This window comes from Bradyrhizobium sp. AC87j1, assembly GCF_002936975.1.
Taxonomy (GTDB): domain Bacteria; phylum Pseudomonadota; class Alphaproteobacteria; order Rhizobiales; family Xanthobacteraceae; genus Bradyrhizobium; species Bradyrhizobium shewense.
In genome coordinates, this window is the sequence record NZ_PTFE01000003.1 from 55,139 (window position 1) to 71,795 (window position 16,657).

Sequence of the window (16,657 nt, forward strand, 5' to 3'; positions counted from 1 at the left end):
CGGACAGAAGGTGTTCGTGCGGATCAGGCATCTCGTGGATCGCAAGGGGACGAACCGCACTATGGTTCGGCTGCGTGCCCTCTTGCGCAGCAACGAGTTCTACCTGATCCCGCTGTCGCTGGTGATCGGTACGCTGGCCGGCGCGGTGGTGACGCTGATGGCGCATATCGCGCAGATCGCGCACGTGGTGATCTATGGAATTCCCGTCGATGTCCATTTGTCGGCCCACGCGAGCGTCAGCCCGTGGGCGGCACTGATCGCGCCGGCGCTGGGTGGGCTTTCGCTCGGCATCATGGAGTGGTCGCGGCGTCGGATGAAGATTTCGAACGCGGTCGATCCGATCGAGGCGAACGCGCTGCGCGGCGGCAATCTGTCGATGCGGGACAGCGTCATCGTGTCGAGCCAGACGCTGATCTCCAACGGCTGCGGCGCCTCGGTCGGCCTCGAGGCTGGCTATACCCAGATCGGCTCGGGGATCGCCTCGCTGTTCGGCAAGTTCTTCAATCTGCGCCGCAACGATCTGCGCCTGATGGTCGGCTGCGGCGCTGCGGCTGCGATCGCGGCGGCGTTCGGCGCGCCGATCACCGGTGCCTTCTATGCCTGTGAGTTGATCGTCGGCGTCTATTCGGTCGGCAGCGCGGCACCGATCCTGGCGGCCTCGCTCGCCGGCGCCCTGACCGCGCAATGGCTCGGCGGCGCGCCATATTCGCTGGAGATACCCAAGGTCAGCGCGGTCGGCGTCGAGCAATATCTGGCCCTGATCGGGCTTGCGCTCATCACCAGCGGCGTCGGCATCGCCGTGATGCGCTCCTCGCCGATGTTCGAGCGCCTGTTCGCCTGGCTGCCGATCTGGCTCCGGCCGGTGATCGGGGGCCTCATCGTCGGCGGCTTCGCCATCGTGACGCCGCAGGTGCTGGCGGCCGGCCATGGCGCCATGGTGCTCGATCTCTTTCACGACATGACGATCGGCCTGATCGCGCTGATCATCGCCCTGAAGGTGACGGCCTGCCTGGTCTCGCTGGCCTCCGGCTTCCGCGGCGGCCTGTTCTTCGCCTCGCTGTTCGTCGGCAGCCTGATCGGAAAGTTCTTTGCCGCGGTGCTGCTCTTGATCAGCCCGAACTTCGCGATCGATCCGCTGGTGGCAATGCTGACGGGCATGGCGACGCTCGGTGTCGCCATCGTCGGCGGCCCCCTGACCATGTCGTTCCTGGTGCTCGAGATGACCCGCAATGTCGACGTCACCGCCGTGGTGCTGGCCGGCTGCATCGTCACCTCGATCTGCGTCCGCTTCATGTTCGGCCACTCCTTCTCGACCTGGCGCCTGCATCTGCGCGGCGAGACCATCCGCAGCGCCAATGACGTCGGCTGGCTGCGCAATCTCACCGTCGAGCGGCTGATGCGCTCCGACGTCGGCAAGGTGCCCTCGACCACGACGATCGCCGCCGTCCGCAGCGAGTTCGCGCTGGGATCGCGGCCCGGTATCGTCATCGTCAACAATTCCGACGAATATGTAGGCCTGGTCCTGCTGCCGGACCTGTTCTCCAGCGACCTCGACACCATCGCCGACGACATCCAGGTGATCGAGCTTGCCCGCCTGATCGACATCGTGCTGATCCCGGAAATGAACGTGAAGTCGGCGATGGCGGTGTTCGACGAGGCCGAAGCCGAGATGCTGGCGGTGGTGGATTCCACCGACAGCCGCAAGGTGGTCGGCTTCCTCACCGAAAACTTCGCCCGCCGCCGCTATGTCGAGGAGATCGACAAGGCGACGCGCGGCGTGCTCGGGGCGCTGTCGTAGGCGCTCGCTCCTGGCTATCGGCCTGGTTGGGGCGGGGCCGCGACGAGGAGCGTCACGATCCGCCGCACCATCGGCAGCACCAGCAGCAGCGTCGGAAAGGCGACCAGCCAGGACAGCGCCCAGGCGCCCGGCCAGGTCGCGAGGAATGCCGGCGTCGCCCCTAAGCTCCGGAGCGTCGAAATGACCGACACCACGGCCGTCATGAGGATGGACAGCACGAACGGCATCACGATCGGCGCATATCGCGCCGGCAGTTTGCGAACCACAATCATCTGATTTCTCTTGGAAAAGGACGCGTCGATCACGTTGAACCCTGCAAATGGCATCGATCCGACGGCGTCGGTTGATGCGTTGGTTCACGTGAAACGCTTACGGCGACCGAAAAACGGCGCGGCTGTTCATTATCCGCTCAGGTTCGATGGTTCAAGCTGCGAGTTGGTCGTTCGGTTTACAATCGTTCAAAGCGTGGCAGATTGCCGCGAACATGAAACCATCTCAACGGTTTGCGCATTGAATCCGGTTTGCAGATCCCTACGTTTGGCAAGAGCATCGGCAAGATTATAGGAAGGTCAAAATGACTGTGAGACCCATGATTTCCGCAGCCGGCCGCAACATGGTGCTGGCCGCGTTCGCAAGCCTGGCATTGGTGGCAACTTCCGCATCGCCCTCGGCTGCGGCGTCCCCCGGGGCGGTGTCAGCGAAGCCCGTCACGGCAGGGCAGGGCTCATCCGACGTCACCGATTTCAGCGCGGCCCGTCGTCGCCACTATTATCGGCGCGGGTCGAACGCCGCTGGCCTCGCCTTCATGGGCGCCGCGGCGGGGATCATCGGCGGGGTGATCGCCGAGCAGCGGCGCCGCGACTACTACGAGAACCGCTATTATGGTTCGCGTCCCTACTACGGCGGTCAGGGCTATTACGGCGGTCAAGGCTATTACGGCGGCGGCAGTCCGTTCTATTACGATCCGGGCTACTGAGCGGCTGTTTTCAACGCGGCCCGGAATGGGTTGCGCGAAAAGGGCGGTGCTTTGCGCCGCCCCTTTTTTGATGCGTCGGTGCTCTCGTAGCCCGGGTGAGCGCAGCGATACCCGGGACAGTGCTTGTGGAAACCCGGATGTCGCTCCGCTCATCCGGGCTACGGGACCCTGCCTGTGTCGCCCTCTGTCAATCCTCGTCGCCGAAAATATTCCACTTTACCGAAATTCGGTTTCGGCGTATGTGTCGTCCATCCCGGCTCACCAAGAGGGGCGATCATGTGTCGTCACGCATCGCGAGCCGGGCTTGCGGTGGACGCGGCAGCGTCGGCACGAGAGGCGCGGGCAGGGCGGGTAGCCCCTGTGAGCCCGAGGCTTCGTGCGGATGAGCGGCGCTGCTAGGCTTCGTCTCGTCTGCAAGTTTCCGGCTCCGTCGACAGGGCTGGAAAAACTGCGGCGAAATGGCGGGCCGTGCGTACGGCAAAACCGTGTGGTCCTGGCCGTCGTTGCTACGGTCAAGCTTCCGCGGAGGTGCGAGCGAGCCCAACCGGGCAGACTGCATCATCCAATTCGCGGGGCGAGGGAGGCCAGAAGGAAAGTTCGGCTCCCGGGAGATCACGGCATAAGCCGTCCAACCACTGCGCAGGGAAGGCCGAGTGATCGGCACCGCCTGTATGCTGCTGTGCGGTTCTTTCTGCGTGCGCTTTTCGCGCAGCGGACCGCGGGTGCGAGCCAGCACCCGGTCTTCCCTGCGCCCTCTTGGATGAGAGGGTAGCGAGACGAAGCAAAGCTCGGGCGAATGCGCCGCGAGGACGCGAAGGCGTGTCTGCGACTTGAGCTGCGTGCCACAATCTCGATCTCGTAGGGTGGGCAAAGCGCAGCGTGCCCACGCCTTGTTGCTTATGCAGGGAGATCGTGGGCACGGCGCTATGCGCCTTTGTCCACCCTACGGCAGCGCTGATGGGATCTGCACTGGACATCGCAATCATGTGGAGAGCGCGCGCCACACTCCGCTCTCATGCCCCGGACGCAGCGCAGCGCTGCCGGCGATGCGAAGCATCGTCCGGGCGGTGCGCTGCAGAGCCGGGGCCCATCCATCCGCGTCGTACCGTGTCGCCATCTGGATCCGAGCTCTGCGCAGCAGCGGCAAGAAGGCGCTGCGGCGTGTCCGGGACACGGCTAAATATTCGGCAATCGCGCCCTCCGGCGCCGATGGACTTGCACGCTCCAATCCGGTTCAATGGGCCAACTGAGCTTTCAGGCGACAATGATGTCGAGATATCTGCTGGTCCTGCTGCTGCTGGCGTCACCGGCGGCCGCGCAAGTCAAGTTGGCGCCGAAGACCGCGGCCGGACATCCCGATCCCTGTGCCCCGATCGGGCGTACCGCGGACGGCAGGCTGGTCTACTCCATGAAATGCGAGACCCTGCCGGCACCGCCCCCGCCGCCGCGGGCGGAACTGAAGGAAGCCCCTCCGCCGGCCGCCGAGCCGGAACCGGAGACGCGGCGGAGCGGCATTTTCGGCTGGTCCTACGACCGCAGGTGATGCTCCGCGCCCCTTGCGCGAAACTGTCGGGAGTGCTCTTTGCTTGAAAATTATCCGTGGGGCCACCGCCCCCGATCCAGAGAGATGAGATGAGCAAACTCGTTATCCGTGCCGGCGACTTCACCTTCGATGCCCGTTTCGAGGAGCAACTGGCACCCAAGACCGTCGCCGCCTTTCGCAAGGCACTGCCGTTCGAAAGCCACATCATCCATGTGCGCTGGAGCGGCGAGGGCGTGTGGATGCCGCTCGGCGATCTCGATTTCGGCGTCGGCTACGAGAACCACACCAGCTATCCCGCGCCGGGCCAGATCATCCTCTATCCCGGCGGCATCAGCGAGACCGAGATCCTGCTGGCCTATGGCGGCGTTCACTTCGCCAGCAAGATGGGCCAGCTTGCCGGCAACCACTTCATCACGCTGACCTCGGGCCTGGAGAATCTGGCGACGCTGGGCAAGAGCGTATTGTGGAAGGGCGCGCTGCCGATCCGCTTCGAGGAAGTCTGAGTGACTGACACACGCTACCCGCGCGATCTCCGCGGTTACGGCCGCAACCCGCCGCACCCCGAGTGGCCCGGCGATGCGCGGGTCGCGGTGCAGTTCGTCGTCAATTTCGAAGAAGGCGGCGAGAACAACATCCTGCACGGCGACCGCGCCTCGGAAGCGTTCCTGTCCGACGTGCTCGGCGCGCAGCCCTGGCCGGGCCAGCGCCACGCCAATATCGAATCGATGTTCGAATATGGCTCGCGCGCCGGCTTCTGGCGGCTGTGGCGGATGTTCACCGCACGCAATTGGCCGACCACCGTGTTCGGTGTCGCCACCGCGCTGAAGCGCAACCCCGAGATCGTCGCCGCCATGAAGGAGGCGGGCTGGGATATCGCCAGCCACAGCCTGAAATGGATCGAGCACAAGGACATGACCGAGGCGCAGGAGCGCGCCGAGATCGCAGAAGCGATCCGTGTCCACACTGAGGCCACCGGATCGCGACCGTTCGGCTGGTACACCGGGCGCTCCTCGATCAACACCAACCGTCTGCTGATGGAGGAGGGCGGTTTCCTCTATCTCTGCGACTCCTATGCCGACGATCTGCCCTATTGGGTCAAGGGTGCGGGCGGCAAGCAGCTCATCATTCCCTATACGCTAGACGCCAACGACATGCGCTTCATCAACCCGCAAGGCTTTGCCGAGGGCGAGCAATTCTTCACCTATCTGAAGGACACCTTCGACGTGCTCTATGCGGAAGGCGAAACGGCGCCGAAGATGATGTCGGTCGGCCTGCATTGCCGTCTCGCCGGGCGACCCGGCCGCGCTGCGGGCCTGATGCGCTTCCTCGATTATATCGGCAAGCACGAGCGCGTCTGGGTGCCGACGCGATTGCAGATCGCCCAGCACTGGCACGACAAGCATGCGCATCTCGCGGCCACTGCGTTCGAAATCGGTTGAGGACGATGTCGCAGATCTCGCTCGCCGACCTCAATGCCGCAAGCCAAGCCGATTTCGTTGCGGCGCTCGGCAATGTCGTCGAATATTCGCCGTGGATCGCCGAGCAACTCGCCGCCAAGCGGCCGTTCGCCGGCATCAACCAGTTGCACGCAGCGCTGATGGCCGCGATCCAGAGCGCCGAACCCGACGTCCAGCTGGCGCTGATCCGGGCGCATCCCGACCTCGCCAGCAAGACCCAGCGCGCGGCGGGGCTGACGGTGGAATCGACGGACGAGCAGAACAGCGCCGGCCTCGATAGGCTGTCGGAGGCCGAATACGCGGCGTTCGAGCGCGTCAACAGCGCCTATCGGGACAAGTTCGGCTTCCCCTATATCGTCTGTGTGCGCCGTCACACCCGGGATTCCGTGCTGCGCGACTTCGAGACGCGCTTGCGCAATATCGCAAAGACCGAGACGCGGCGTGCGATCGAGGAGATCGGCCGCATCTCCGCGCTGCGGCTGGATCAGCTCGTCATGGCCGATGACAGGCTGAAGGTGCACGGCCGGCTCTCGACCCATGTGCTGGACAACCACGTCGGCAAGCCCGCGCCGGGGATTCCGATCGAGCTCGTCGAGCTCGCAAGCCTCGGCGAGAGCCGTGTGATCGCGCGCGCGGTCACCAATGCGGACGGCCGCACTGATCAACCGTTGATCGGCGGTCGCCCGCTGCCGATCGGCAGCTACGAGCTCAAGTTCAGCGTTGCCAGATATTACGCCGAGCGCAATGTGCCGCTGTCGGATCCGCCGTTCCTCGACGAGATCCCGCTGCGCTTCGCCGTCAGCGAGGCAGAGGGGCACTATCACGTGCCACTGTTGGTCACGCCATGGAGTTATTCGACCTATCGCGGCAGCTAAAGCATGATCCGGAAAAAGTGCGCAGCGGTTTTCCGTAAAGATCATGCTTAAACAACAACCCAAAGCGCGACGACGATTTATCCTAATCGCATCGCGCTTTAGTCGCCGAACTTCGCGTGCAGCGCCGGAAACAGCCGGTCCGGCTTGAACGGTGGCGCGGTGAAGCGAATACCGGTGGCATTCGCGATCGCGTTGCCGAGTGCGGCCGCGACCGGATTGTACGGACTCTCGCTCATCGACTTCGCCCCCAGCGGCCCGATCGTGTCGGACGTCTCGGCGAAGAACACCTCGGTGGGCGGCACGTCGGCGAACGAAGGCAGGTGGTAGTCGCGGAATTTCGGGTTGGTGACCCGGCCGGTCGCGTCGATCACCATCTCCTCGTAGAGCGCGGCACCGAGCGCCTGCGCGACGCCGCCTTCGACCTGACCGCGGCATTGCATGGGATTGGCGACGATGCCGGCGTCCGCGGCGTGCACGCTCCGGAGTATCCTGAGCTCGCCCGTGGCCTTGTTCACGGCGATACGAAAACCCTGGACGTTGAAGCCGACCGAACGCGGTGTTCCCCCGGAATTGCCGCTGCCTGCGAACGGCTGTCCGCGCTCGCGCGCGAGCTTCACCAGCTCCGCAAAAGGCATGCGCCGGACGCCGCTGACGACGGCGTTGTCCTCGAGCACGCAGCTCTCGACGTCACACAGCCACGCACCGGCAGCGGCCGCCCTCAATTCGGTCGCGAGCTGAATGGAAGCCGCATGCGTCGCCTTGCCGGCGACGAACATTCCCGCGCTGCCATAGGCGCCGGTGTCGTGGCCGCCATGGGCGGTGTCGGACTGGCGCAAGCGGATTCTGTCGACGGTGGTCGCCAGCGTGGTCGCGGCGATCTGCCGGTGCACGGTGCTGGTGCCGTTGCCAAATTCGGCGGTGCCGACGATGAGATCAAAGCCGCCGTCGTCGTTGAGCGCAATTGTCGCGTCGGCGAGGTGTCCGGCCGGTGGCGCGGTGTCGATCATGGTCAGAGCGACGCCGTCGCCGATCAGCCAGTCCGGCGACAGGTCCGGCTGTGGGCTGTCAGCCTGCATCGCGCGCTCGACGAGGTCGAGGCACTGGTCGAGACCGTAGGAGCCGTAGAGCACGTCGTGAAATTCGGACGGCGGCGGCGACAGCATGGGATCGCCGTCCCTGACGATGTTGCGCCGGCGCATCTCGTAGGGGTCGATGCCGAGCTGCTGGCCCAGCTCGTCGATCGCGGCCTCGATCGCGATCAGCGTCTGCGGCAGGCCATAGCCGCGAAACGCGCCCGCCGGCACCGTATTGGTATAGACGGCGTAGCCGTTGACCCGCTTGTTCGGGCAATTGTAGACGGCGATCGACTCCGACAGCGAATGGAACATCACGGGGCCGGCGTGATTGCCGTAAGCGCCGGTGTTGGAGAGCACGTCGAGCTGGAGCGCGGTGAGCTTGCCGTCGGCGTCCGCTCCGGCCTTGATGTGAACCCGCATCGGGTGCCGCGTCGAGGTCGCGATGAACTGCTCCTCGCGGGTGAGCTCCAGCTTCACCGGACGTCCCGTCTTGAGCGCAGCGAGCGCCAGGATGTCCTCGACGAACATCTCCTGCTTGCCGCCAAAGCCGCCGCCGACCCGCTCGCAGAACACGCGGACCTTGTCGGGAGGAAGCTTGAAGATATCCGACAGCGCGCGCCGGGTCAGGAAGGGCACCTGGGTCGAGGTGCGGACATTGAGCACGCCCGAAGCATCGAGCCAGGCGAGACCGCCGTGGGTCTCCAGCGCCGCATGCTGGACGCGGTGACTGTGGAAGATGGCCTCGTAGGTGACAGCAGATGTTGCGAGCGCCGCCGCGACGTCGCCGAACTCGCCATGCGTCTCCGCAGCGAGGTTGCGCTGAGCGTCGGCGATGCGGTTCGCGGTGGTGCGATCGGGATGAATGACGGGCGCACCGGGCGCCATCGCCTGCTCCGGATCGATCAGCGCAGGCAGAACCTCGTAATCGAGCTTCAGCCGGCGGCAGGCTTCCTCGGCGGCGGCTTCGCTTTCGGCGACGATGGCGGCAACCCGCTGGCCGATGAAGCGGACAACGTCGTCGAGAACGCGGGTGTCCTCGGGGTCCATCCAGTCCATTTCGTGCCGCGCGGTCGAGATCAGCATCGAAGGTGCGTCTTCATGCGTCAGCACCGCGTGCACGCCGGGAACCTTCAGCGCTTCCGACTTGTCGATCGCGACGATCCTGGCGTGGGCATGCGGCGACCGCACCAGCTTGACGTGGAGCAGTCCGTCGATGGTGGTGTCGAAAGTGTAGCGCGCGTTGCCGCGCACGATGTCGGGGCCTGCGGGCGCCGGCAGGCTGCGGCCAAACGCGGCTCCGGGCTCGACGCTCGCCTCGACATTGGTCTTGCCAAGCAATGCATCCTCGATCGAGCGATAGCCGGTGCAACGGCAGATATTGCCCTTCAGCGACGCGCCGAGATCGGTCCGCTGGGCCTGGTTCAGCGAGGCGCAGGTCAGGATCATGCCGGCGGTGCAGAAGCCGCATTGAAAGCCCTGCGCGTCAAGGAAAGCCTGCTGCATCGGATGCGCGCCGTGGTCTCCGCCAAGACCTTCGATCGTGGTGATGGCGCGTCCCTCGGCCCGGAACGCCGGGATCAGGCAGCTGTGCACCGGCTCGCCGTCGAGCAGCACGGTGCAGGCGCCGCAGTCACCGGCATCGCAGCCCTTTTTCACCCCGAAATGGCCGAGCTCGCGCAGGAACGTGCGCAGGCACTGGCCGGCGCGCGGCTCCTGCGCAAACGGCTTGCCGTTGATCTCGAAGCTCATGACGGCATGGCCTCCAGCAGCTCGCGGCGAACCTCTTCGGCAAGCCGCAATGTCATATGCTTGCGCCAGAGCGGCTGGCCATGGATGTCGGTGTGGTACAGATCGTCCGTGATCTGCTGGACGATCGCATCGCGCAGCACGCTCGCCTCCGGGGCCCGGCGAAAGGACAGCTGGATCGGCCGCGCCGTCGAGGCGGTGACGGTGAGCGTGAGCGTGCCATCGGCATCGAGGCTGCCGATCAAGAGCGCCGCCGAGCGGCCGACCGGCGCGAGCGAGATCTGGCGATATGCCGTGCGGCGTTTCAGCGCGGCAATCGGAATATCGATCTGGCGAAGCAGGTCGCCCGGCGTCAGGCGATTTCGCTGGTTGCCGGTGACGAAATCGACGACAGGAATCCTCTGCTCGCCGCCGCCGGCCTTCCAGATGGTGCAGACGCCGCCCAGCGCTGCGGTGAGCGAGATCATCGGTCCCGCCGGCAGGGACATGCAGAGATTGCCGCCGACGGTCGCGGTCTTCCAGATCTTGAACGAGGCAAGGAAGGCGCGGCAGCATTGGTTGATCAGAGGTGCGGCGAGCCAATCGGACGGGCAGGCAAGTCCGTCGAGCTGCGCGACCGTGCAAGTGGCGGCGATGCTGAGATGGCTGTCGGTGATCGTCAGCGCCGGCCATTTCAGGTCGGTCAGATCGATCAGCCGCTTCAGATGGACCTGCGGCTCCGAGAACAACCACGTGCCGCCCGCGAGCCAGGCGTCCCCTGCGGTCCAAGCCGGCAATTGTGTCCGTGTTTGCGGACGGGCCACGGTCGTGATGGTATTCAAATCCATGGCTGCGCCAACGCTTCCGCCGGGTGAATCGCGCCGACGAGTCTTGCAAGACCGGAGCCAAGTCGCAACAAACAAGTCGTGGTGCGAGGGTGGCTGGGCCACGTTTACCTGGCTGGCCTGTCAGCGGATGTGAGGGAGAAGCGGGATCATGAGCGACGCAAAGCCGATCTGGATCAGGGATCCCCTGGCCATCCTTGCCGACGGTGCCGAGCGCGGGGTCGTGGTCAGGGATGGCCGCTTCGTCGAGCTCGTGCCGGCTGGCGCCACGCCTGCGACCGCTGATGTCGCAGTATTCGATGCGAGCGAACACGTCGTGCTGCCGGGCCTGATCAACACCCATCACCATTTTTACCAGACGCTGACCCGGGCACTGCCGGCGGCGATGGATCGGGAGCTGTTCCCCTGGCTCAAGGCGCTCTATCCGGTGTGGGCGAGGCTGACGCCCGAGGCGCTCGAGCTCGGCGTCACCGTGGCGATGTCCGAGCTGTTGCTCTCGGGCTGCACCACCACGACGGATCATCACTACGTCTTCCCCGCGGGCCTCGAAGACGCCATCGATATCGAGGTCGGCGTCGCCAGTCGTCTCGGCGTGCGGGTGCTGCTAACGCGCGGCTCGATGAACCTGTCGCAGCGGGACGGTGGCCTGCCGCCTGACAGCGTGGTGCAGGACGAGGACACGATCCTCGCCGACAGCGCGCGCGTGGTTGCCAAGCATCACCAGCGCGCCGAGGATGCGATGGTGCAGATCGCGCTGGCGCCGTGCTCGCCGTTCTCGGTGACGACGTCGCTGATGCTCGCCACCGCCGATCTCGCGGATAAGCTCGACGTGCGCCTGCACACCCATCTCGCCGAGACCGAGGATGAGAACAAGTTCTGCCAGCAGATGTATGGCTGCCGTCCGCTCGATTATCTCGAACAATGCGGCTGGCTCAATGCGCGAACCTGGCTCGCCCACGGCATATTTTTCAACGGCGATGAGATGAAGCGGCTCGGCAAGGCCAAGACGACCATCAGCCATTGCGCGTGCAGCAACCAGCTGCTGGCGTCCGGCTGCTGCCCGGTCTGCGAGATGGAGGAGGCCGGCGTCGGGATCGGGATCGGAGTCGATGGCTCAGCCTCGAACGACGGCTCGAACCTGATGCAGGAGGTCCGGGCTGCGTTCCTGCTGCAACGGGCGCGTTACGGGGTGTCCAAGGTCAGCCACAAGGATGCGTTGCGCTGGGCCACCAAGGGGTCGGCAGCCTGCGTCGGCCGGCCGGAACTCGGCGAGATCGCCGTCGGCAAGGCTGCGGACCTCGCGCTGTTCAGGCTCGACGAATTGCGCTTCTCCGGTCATGGCGACCCCTTGGCCGCATTGGTGCTGTGCGGAGCGCACCGGGCCGACCGGGTGATGGTGGCGGGAAAATGGGCCGTGATCGACGGTGCGATCCCGGGCCTTGATGTGGCAGGCCTCATCCGCCGCCACAGTTCGGCGGCGCAGGCCATGCGGGCCGGATAATGCCATGGCAGGATAGAAAGAGGGGGCGACCACAAGTGCCGGGTGCTTCTGGCCACCCCCTCCGAACCTCCTCCGGGAGGAGCAGGTGATCTAGACTAAGCAAGAAGCGTGCTACTTGCCCGGCAGCTTGTCGTCGATGCCCTTGACGTAGAAATTCATGCCGAGGATCTGGCCGTCGTCGAGGTGATCGCCGCCTTTGCACTCCACCGGCTTGCCGTCCTGCCCAACGATCGGGCACTTGAACGGATGCAGCTTGCCTGCAGTGATCGCGGCTTGGGCATCCTCAGCCAATTTTTTCACGTCGTCAGGCATGTTGGTATAGGGCGCCATCGCGAACATGTGACTGTCGAGGCCGCCCCAGCTGTCCTGGGACTTCCAGGTGCCGGCAAGCTCGGCCTTGACCCGCTCGATGTAGTAGGGGCCCCAGGTGTCGAGGATGGAGGTCAGCTGGGTCTTGGGCCCGAACTTGATCATCTCGGAGTCCTGGCCGAAGGCGAGCTTGCCGCGTTCGCTGGCGATCTGCATCGCGGCTGGCGAGTCCGTGTGCTGCATGATCACGTCGGCGCCCTGGTCGATCAGCGCCTTGGCGGCGTCGGCCTCCTTGCCCGGGTCGAACCAAGTGTTGGCCCAGATGATCTTGACCTTGATGGCAGGGTTGACGGTCTGCGCCGCCAGGATCGTCGCATTGATGCCGGAGACGACCTCCGGAATCGGGAACGAGCCGATATAGCCAAGCACGCCGGACTTCGACATCTTGGCCGCGATCAGCCCCTGGATGTAGCGGCCCTGAAACCATTTCGCCGAGTAGGTCGACATGTTCGGGTTACGCTTGTAGCCGGTGGCGTGCTCGAAATGCACGTTCGGATATTTCTTTGCGACCTTCAGCGTCGGATCCATGTAGCCGAACGACGTCGTGAAGATCAGCTTGTTGCCGGCGCGGACGAGTTGCTCGATGGAGCGTTCGGCGTCGGGACCTTCGGGCACGTTCTCCAGATAGGTGGTCTCGATCTGGTCGCCCAGTTCCTTGACCAGCGCTTGCCGTGCGAGATCGTGCTGATAGGTCCAGCCGAGGTCTCCGATCGGACCCAGATAGATGAAGCCGACCTTGAGCTTGTCGGCGGCGGAGGCTGCACTGACGCTGCTGCCGGCGAGCAAGAGTCCGGCGGCCAGCGCAAGAAGTGATTTCCTCATCATCGATCTCCAAACATCAGGGGAAAGCCACGATCCGCAACGCGCGCGCCCCATCGCGCCCGCCGCGGAAATGAAATTCAGCGGTCGGGCACGAACACGGTGCCGAGCGCGGCCGGGGCGGTCGAGCCGCCGCTGCGCGCGCGGGAGAGCAGGATCAGAACGATGACAGTCGCGAGATAAGGCAGCGCCGACATGAATTGCGAGGGAATGCCGACGCCCCAGCCCTGCGCGTGCAACTGCAGGATCGTCACGGCCCCGAAGAGATAGGCACCGATCACGAGCCGGCCAGGTCGCCAGGACGAGAACACCACCAGCGCCAGCGCGATCCAGCCGCGGCCCGCGGTCATGCCGGGAATGAAGAACGGCGTATAGGCGAGCGGCAGATAAGCGCCGGCAAGGCCTGCGCAGGCACCGCCAAACATCACGGCGAAGGTGCGGATGCGCAGCACGGGATAGCCGAGCGCGTGCGCGGAGGCGTGGTTGTCGCCGCAGGCGCGTAGGATCAATCCCGCCCGCGTGCGGTACAGGAACCACCAGACGCCGACGATGAGTGCAATGGAGAAGTAGACGAAGCCATCCTCGCCGAACAGCACGCGCCCGACCAGCGGGATGTCGGTTAGGCCCGGAATGGCGAGATGGACTGCCGGCGTGATGCGCTCGCCGACGAAGCCGGCGCCGATCAGTCCGGACAGCCCGACGCCGAGGATGGTCAGCGCAAGACCCGTCGCCACCTGGTTGACGGCGAGCCCGAGCGCCATCAGTGCGAAGATCAGCGACATCATCGTTCCCGCGATGATGCCGAACAGCGCGCCGATGAAGACCGATCCCGTGAGCCAGGCGCCGGCAAAGCCGCAGGCCGCGCCAACGATCATCATGCCCTCGACGCCCAGATTGAGCACGCCGGAGCGCTCGGTCACGAGCTCTCCGGTCGCGGCGATCAGCAGCGGCGTTGACGCGGCGAGCACGGCCAGGATGATGGCTTCAATGAGTTCCACGGGCCACCTGACGGTTCGGGAAGCTCAGCTTGAAGCGATACAGGATCAGGGAATCGCAGGCGAGCACGTAGAACAGCAGAATGCCCTGAAAGACCTTGGTGACATCCAATGGAATCTTCATCGCGATCTGCGCCTGCTCGCCGCCGATAAAAGTCAGCGCAAGGAAAAGGCCTGCAATTAGTATTCCAAGCGGGTTCAACCGGCCGAGGAAGGCGACGATGATCGCAGTAAAACCGTAGCCCGGGGAGATGCCAGGCTGGAGATGTCCGATTGGACCGGCCACCTCGATGATGCCGGCGAGGCCTGCGAGCGCTCCTGATACCGCGAAGGTCAGGACGATCAGCTGGTTGGCGTTGAAGCCGCCGAACCGTGCCGCGCGGGGAGCTGCGCCGACAACGCGGATCTCGAATCCCTTGATGGTTCGCCCGAGCAGGATTGCGGCCGCGGCGACGACAAGAAGCGCAATGATCGAGCCGAGATGCAGCCGGCCGCCCTCGATCAGCAACGGGACGGTTGCCACCGGATCGAACTCGGCCGTGGTCGGGAAGTTGAAGCCGTTGGGGTCGCGCCAGGGGCCGCGCACGAGATAGTCGAGAAAGAGGTCGGCGACATAGACCAGCATCAGGCTGGTCAGGATCTCGCTGGCACCGAACTTCACCTTGCAGATCGCCGGGATCAGCGCATAGAGCGCGCCCGCAGCGGCAGCGAGGACGAGCATGGCCGGCAGCACCCAGGCGCCGGCGTCGGTGCCCTGCGTCTTCACCGCGATCCAGCTTCCCGCAACCGCGCCGACCAGGAATTGCCCTTCAGCGCCGATGTTCCAGGCATTGGCGAGATAGCAGAGTGACAGGCCGATCGCGATCATCACCAGCGGCGTTGCCTTCACCGCGATCTCCTGCAGCGAATAGCCGTCGGTCAGTGGCGCGATGAAGTAGGCGTGCAAGGCGAGCAGGGGATTCTTACCGAGGATCGCGAACAGGATGATCATGGTCACGACCGTGAGGCCGATCGCGATCAGCGGCGAGACCAGCGCGATCGTGCCCGAGCGTTCGGCGCGCTTCTCAAGCACCAGCTGCATGCGCGGCCTCCTCAAGCTCCAGGCTGCTGCCGCCCATGAGAAGGCCGAGCTTTTCGCGCGTTGCCTCGCGGGTAGCGAGCGGTGCCGACAGCTTGCCGTGGAACATCACGGCGATGCGGTCGGCGATCTCAGCGAGTTCGTCGAGATCCTGGCTGGTCACCAGCACGGCGGCGCCAGCGATTGCCAGATCGAGCAGCGCCTGGCGAATGACGGCGGCGGCGCCGGCATCGACGCCCCAGGTCGGCTGGCTTACCACCAGCACGGCGGGGTTGCGCAGGATCTCGCGTCCCACGATGAACTTCTGCAAATTGCCGCCGGAGAGGGATGCGGCTTCCGGATCGCGCTTGGCCTTGCGGACGTCGAATGTTTCGGTCGCGCGGTCGACGGTCTTCAGCGTGGCCGCGGTGTCGATGAAGCCGCGATGGACCATGCCGCTCGCGGCGTGTCCGGTGAGCAGCGCGTTCTCCGAGAGCTTCATGCGCGGCGCGGTGCCATGGCCGAGCCGCTCTTCGGGAACGAAAGCTGCTCCCAGCCTGCGTCGATGCGTGATGGAGAGATGGCCGGCGGCAATGCCTTCGATCACCACGGTGCCCGGGTCCTTCGACAACCGCTCGCCGGACAGCGCAGCGAACAACTCGTCCTGGCCGTTGCCGGCGACGCCGGCGATGCCCAGGATCTCGCCGCCCTTCAGCTCGAACGAGATGTGCTCGAGCCGGACGCCATGCGGCTCGCCCGGTGCGAGCGAAAGATCGTTGACGACGAGCCGGGGCACGGTGGTCTTCCGGCCGGATGCCGCCTTCACTTCCTTGATCTCGCTGCCGACCATCATGCGCGCCAGCGAAGCGGCAGTCTCGCGCCGGGGATCGCAGGTCTCGACCTTCCTGCCGCCGCGCAAGATCGTGGCGGTGTCGCAGAGCCGCTTCACCTCCTCGAGCTTGTGGCTGATGTAGAGGATGGCGCGCCCTTCGGCCTTGAGCCGTTCAAGCACGACGAACAGCTGATCGGCTTCCTGCGGCGTCAGGACGGCGGTGGGCTCGTCCAGGATCAGGAATTTCGGATCCTGCATCAGCGCGCGGACGATCTCGATGCGCTGGCGCTCGCCGACCGACAATTGCCAGACCTCGCGTTTGGGATCGAGCGGAAGGCCGTAAGTCTTCGACACCTGCTCCAATCGCGCCGACATGTCCTTGAAGGATTCCCGTCCGTCGAGACCGAGCGCGACGTTCTCGGCGACGGTAAGATTGTCAAACAGCGAGAAGTGCTGGAACACCATGCCGATGCCAAGGCTGCGGGCTTCCGAGGGACCGGACAGTACGATTCGTTGGCCCTGCCAGCGAATCTCGCCGGCGCTGGGCTGGATCAACCCGTAGATCGCCTTGACCAGCGTCGACTTGCCTGCGCCGTTCTCGCCGAGCAGCGCGTGGATTTCGCCGGGCCAAATATCGATGTCGATGGAATCGTTCGCGAGGAAATCGCCATAGCTTTTGGTGAGTCCGATCGTCCGCAGCAGCGGAGGTTCGCCGGAATTCAGGCCGTCAGGTGTCGAATCCAACATTCGCTGATGCGCTTGCATGGTGAAATGCCCAATAGTGGGCCA

General features: G+C 65.1%; 14 protein-coding genes. 7 read left to right on the forward strand and 7 right to left on the reverse strand.

Annotated elements, in window-relative coordinates; all coding sequences use genetic code 11:
* Nucleotides 1-10 precede the first annotated feature (10 nt).
* Nucleotides 11-1,798 (forward strand): chloride channel protein, encoded by a 1,788-nt coding sequence (locus tag CV770_RS02985; RefSeq protein WP_091966681.1) that lies wholly within the window; start codon nucleotides 11-13, stop codon nucleotides 1,796-1,798.
* A 14-nt stretch (nucleotides 1,799-1,812) separates the two neighbouring features.
* Here CV770_RS02985 and CV770_RS02990 read toward each other — a convergent pair whose 3' ends face one another.
* Nucleotides 1,813-2,070 (reverse strand): DUF2798 domain-containing protein, encoded by a 258-nt coding sequence (locus tag CV770_RS02990; protein ID WP_038949196.1) that lies wholly within the window; start codon nucleotides 2,068-2,070, stop codon nucleotides 1,813-1,815.
* 302 nt (nucleotides 2,071-2,372) lie between these two features.
* Between CV770_RS02990 and CV770_RS02995 the strand changes: the two genes are divergently transcribed.
* The 5 genes from CV770_RS02995 (at nucleotide 2,373) to uraD (ending at nucleotide 6,649) form a co-directional block, all read left to right on the forward strand.
* Complete coding sequence (locus CV770_RS02995; RefSeq protein ID WP_091966683.1) at nucleotides 2,373-2,774, forward strand: hypothetical protein; 402 nt, start codon at nucleotides 2,373-2,375, stop codon at nucleotides 2,772-2,774.
* 1,267 nt (nucleotides 2,775-4,041) lie between these two features.
* Nucleotides 4,042-4,317 (forward strand): hypothetical protein, encoded by a 276-nt coding sequence (locus CV770_RS03005; protein WP_201759675.1) that lies wholly within the window; start codon nucleotides 4,042-4,044, stop codon nucleotides 4,315-4,317.
* Between the two features lie 89 nt (nucleotides 4,318-4,406).
* Nucleotides 4,407-4,820 (forward strand): DUF3830 family protein, encoded by a 414-nt coding sequence (locus CV770_RS03010; RefSeq protein WP_014493672.1) that lies wholly within the window; start codon nucleotides 4,407-4,409, stop codon nucleotides 4,818-4,820.
* Complete coding sequence (gene puuE / locus CV770_RS03015; protein ID WP_104461269.1) at nucleotides 4,821-5,756, forward strand: allantoinase PuuE; 936 nt, start codon at nucleotides 4,821-4,823, stop codon at nucleotides 5,754-5,756.
* A gap of 5 nt (nucleotides 5,757-5,761) precedes the next feature.
* On the forward strand, nucleotides 5,762-6,649 hold the full coding sequence (gene uraD / locus CV770_RS03020; protein WP_104461270.1) for a 2-oxo-4-hydroxy-4-carboxy-5-ureidoimidazoline decarboxylase: 888 nt from the start codon (nucleotides 5,762-5,764) through the stop codon (nucleotides 6,647-6,649).
* Between the two features lie 98 nt (nucleotides 6,650-6,747).
* Here uraD and CV770_RS03025 read toward each other — a convergent pair whose 3' ends face one another.
* A complete protein-coding gene (locus CV770_RS03025; protein WP_104461271.1) occupies nucleotides 6,748-9,474 on the reverse strand; it encodes a molybdopterin-dependent oxidoreductase in 2,727 nt (908 codons plus the stop codon).
* The gene (locus CV770_RS03030; protein ID WP_104461272.1) at nucleotides 9,471-10,298 is read right to left on the reverse strand and encodes an FAD binding domain-containing protein; all 828 of its coding nucleotides are present in this window, start codon (nucleotides 10,296-10,298) and stop codon (nucleotides 9,471-9,473) included. Before CV770_RS03030 ends, CV770_RS03025 begins: the two co-directional genes overlap by 4 nt.
* A 148-nt stretch (nucleotides 10,299-10,446) precedes the next feature.
* Here CV770_RS03030 and CV770_RS03035 point away from each other — a divergent pair, with 148 nt between their 5' ends.
* The gene (locus tag CV770_RS03035) at nucleotides 10,447-11,796 is read left to right on the forward strand and encodes an 8-oxoguanine deaminase (protein WP_104461273.1); all 1,350 of its coding nucleotides are present in this window, start codon (nucleotides 10,447-10,449) and stop codon (nucleotides 11,794-11,796) included.
* A gap of 111 nt (nucleotides 11,797-11,907) precedes the next feature.
* Here CV770_RS03035 and CV770_RS03040 read toward each other — a convergent pair whose 3' ends face one another.
* From CV770_RS03040 to CV770_RS03055, 4 genes are all read right to left on the reverse strand, one after another.
* Nucleotides 11,908-12,987, reverse strand: a complete 1,080-nt coding sequence (locus tag CV770_RS03040) for a BMP family ABC transporter substrate-binding protein (protein ID WP_201759676.1) — start codon at nucleotides 12,985-12,987, stop codon at nucleotides 11,908-11,910.
* A 77-nt stretch (nucleotides 12,988-13,064) separates the two neighbouring features.
* Entirely contained in the window at nucleotides 13,065-13,982 is a 918-nt protein-coding gene (locus CV770_RS03045) for an ABC transporter permease (RefSeq protein WP_091965568.1), read from the reverse strand.
* Nucleotides 13,969-15,060, reverse strand: coding sequence for an ABC transporter permease (locus CV770_RS03050; protein ID WP_091965567.1), 1,092 nt, complete (start codon nucleotides 15,058-15,060; stop codon nucleotides 13,969-13,971). The genes CV770_RS03045 and CV770_RS03050 overlap by 14 nt, the downstream gene beginning before the upstream one ends.
* Nucleotides 15,044-16,633: an ABC transporter ATP-binding protein gene (locus CV770_RS03055; protein WP_165637746.1), complete on the reverse strand. Its 1,590-nt coding sequence runs from the start codon at nucleotides 16,631-16,633 to the stop codon at nucleotides 15,044-15,046. The genes CV770_RS03050 and CV770_RS03055 overlap by 17 nt, the downstream gene beginning before the upstream one ends.
* Nucleotides 16,634-16,657 lie beyond the last annotated feature (24 nt).

What these genes read in the sequence shown, in the direction of transcription:
- CV770_RS02990 (WP_038949196.1), bottom strand. Translation starts at nt 2,070, where the DNA reads ATGATTGTGGTTCGCAAACTGCCGGCGCGATATGCGCCGATCGTGATG.
- CV770_RS02995 (WP_091966683.1), top strand. Translation starts at nt 2,373, where the DNA reads ATGACTGTGAGACCCATGATTTCCGCAGCCGGCCGCAACATGGTGCTG.
- CV770_RS03005 (WP_201759675.1), top strand. Translation starts at nt 4,042, where the DNA reads ATGTCGAGATATCTGCTGGTCCTGCTGCTGCTGGCGTCACCGGCGGCC.
- CV770_RS03010 (WP_014493672.1), top strand. Translation starts at nt 4,407, where the DNA reads ATGAGCAAACTCGTTATCCGTGCCGGCGACTTCACCTTCGATGCCCGT.
- uraD (WP_104461270.1), top strand. Translation starts at nt 5,762, where the DNA reads ATGTCGCAGATCTCGCTCGCCGACCTCAATGCCGCAAGCCAAGCCGAT.
- CV770_RS03025 (WP_104461271.1), bottom strand. Translation starts at nt 9,474, where the DNA reads ATGAGCTTCGAGATCAACGGCAAGCCGTTTGCGCAGGAGCCGCGCGCC.
- CV770_RS03030 (WP_104461272.1), bottom strand. Translation starts at nt 10,298, where the DNA reads ATGGATTTGAATACCATCACGACCGTGGCCCGTCCGCAAACACGGACA.
- CV770_RS03035 (WP_104461273.1), top strand. Translation starts at nt 10,447, where the DNA reads ATGAGCGACGCAAAGCCGATCTGGATCAGGGATCCCCTGGCCATCCTT.
- CV770_RS03040 (WP_201759676.1), bottom strand. Translation starts at nt 12,987, where the DNA reads ATGAGGAAATCACTTCTTGCGCTGGCCGCCGGACTCTTGCTCGCCGGC.
- CV770_RS03050 (WP_091965567.1), bottom strand. Translation starts at nt 15,060, where the DNA reads ATGCAGCTGGTGCTTGAGAAGCGCGCCGAACGCTCGGGCACGATCGCG.
- CV770_RS03055 (WP_165637746.1), bottom strand. Translation starts at nt 16,633, where the DNA reads ATGCAAGCGCATCAGCGAATGTTGGATTCGACACCTGACGGCCTGAAT.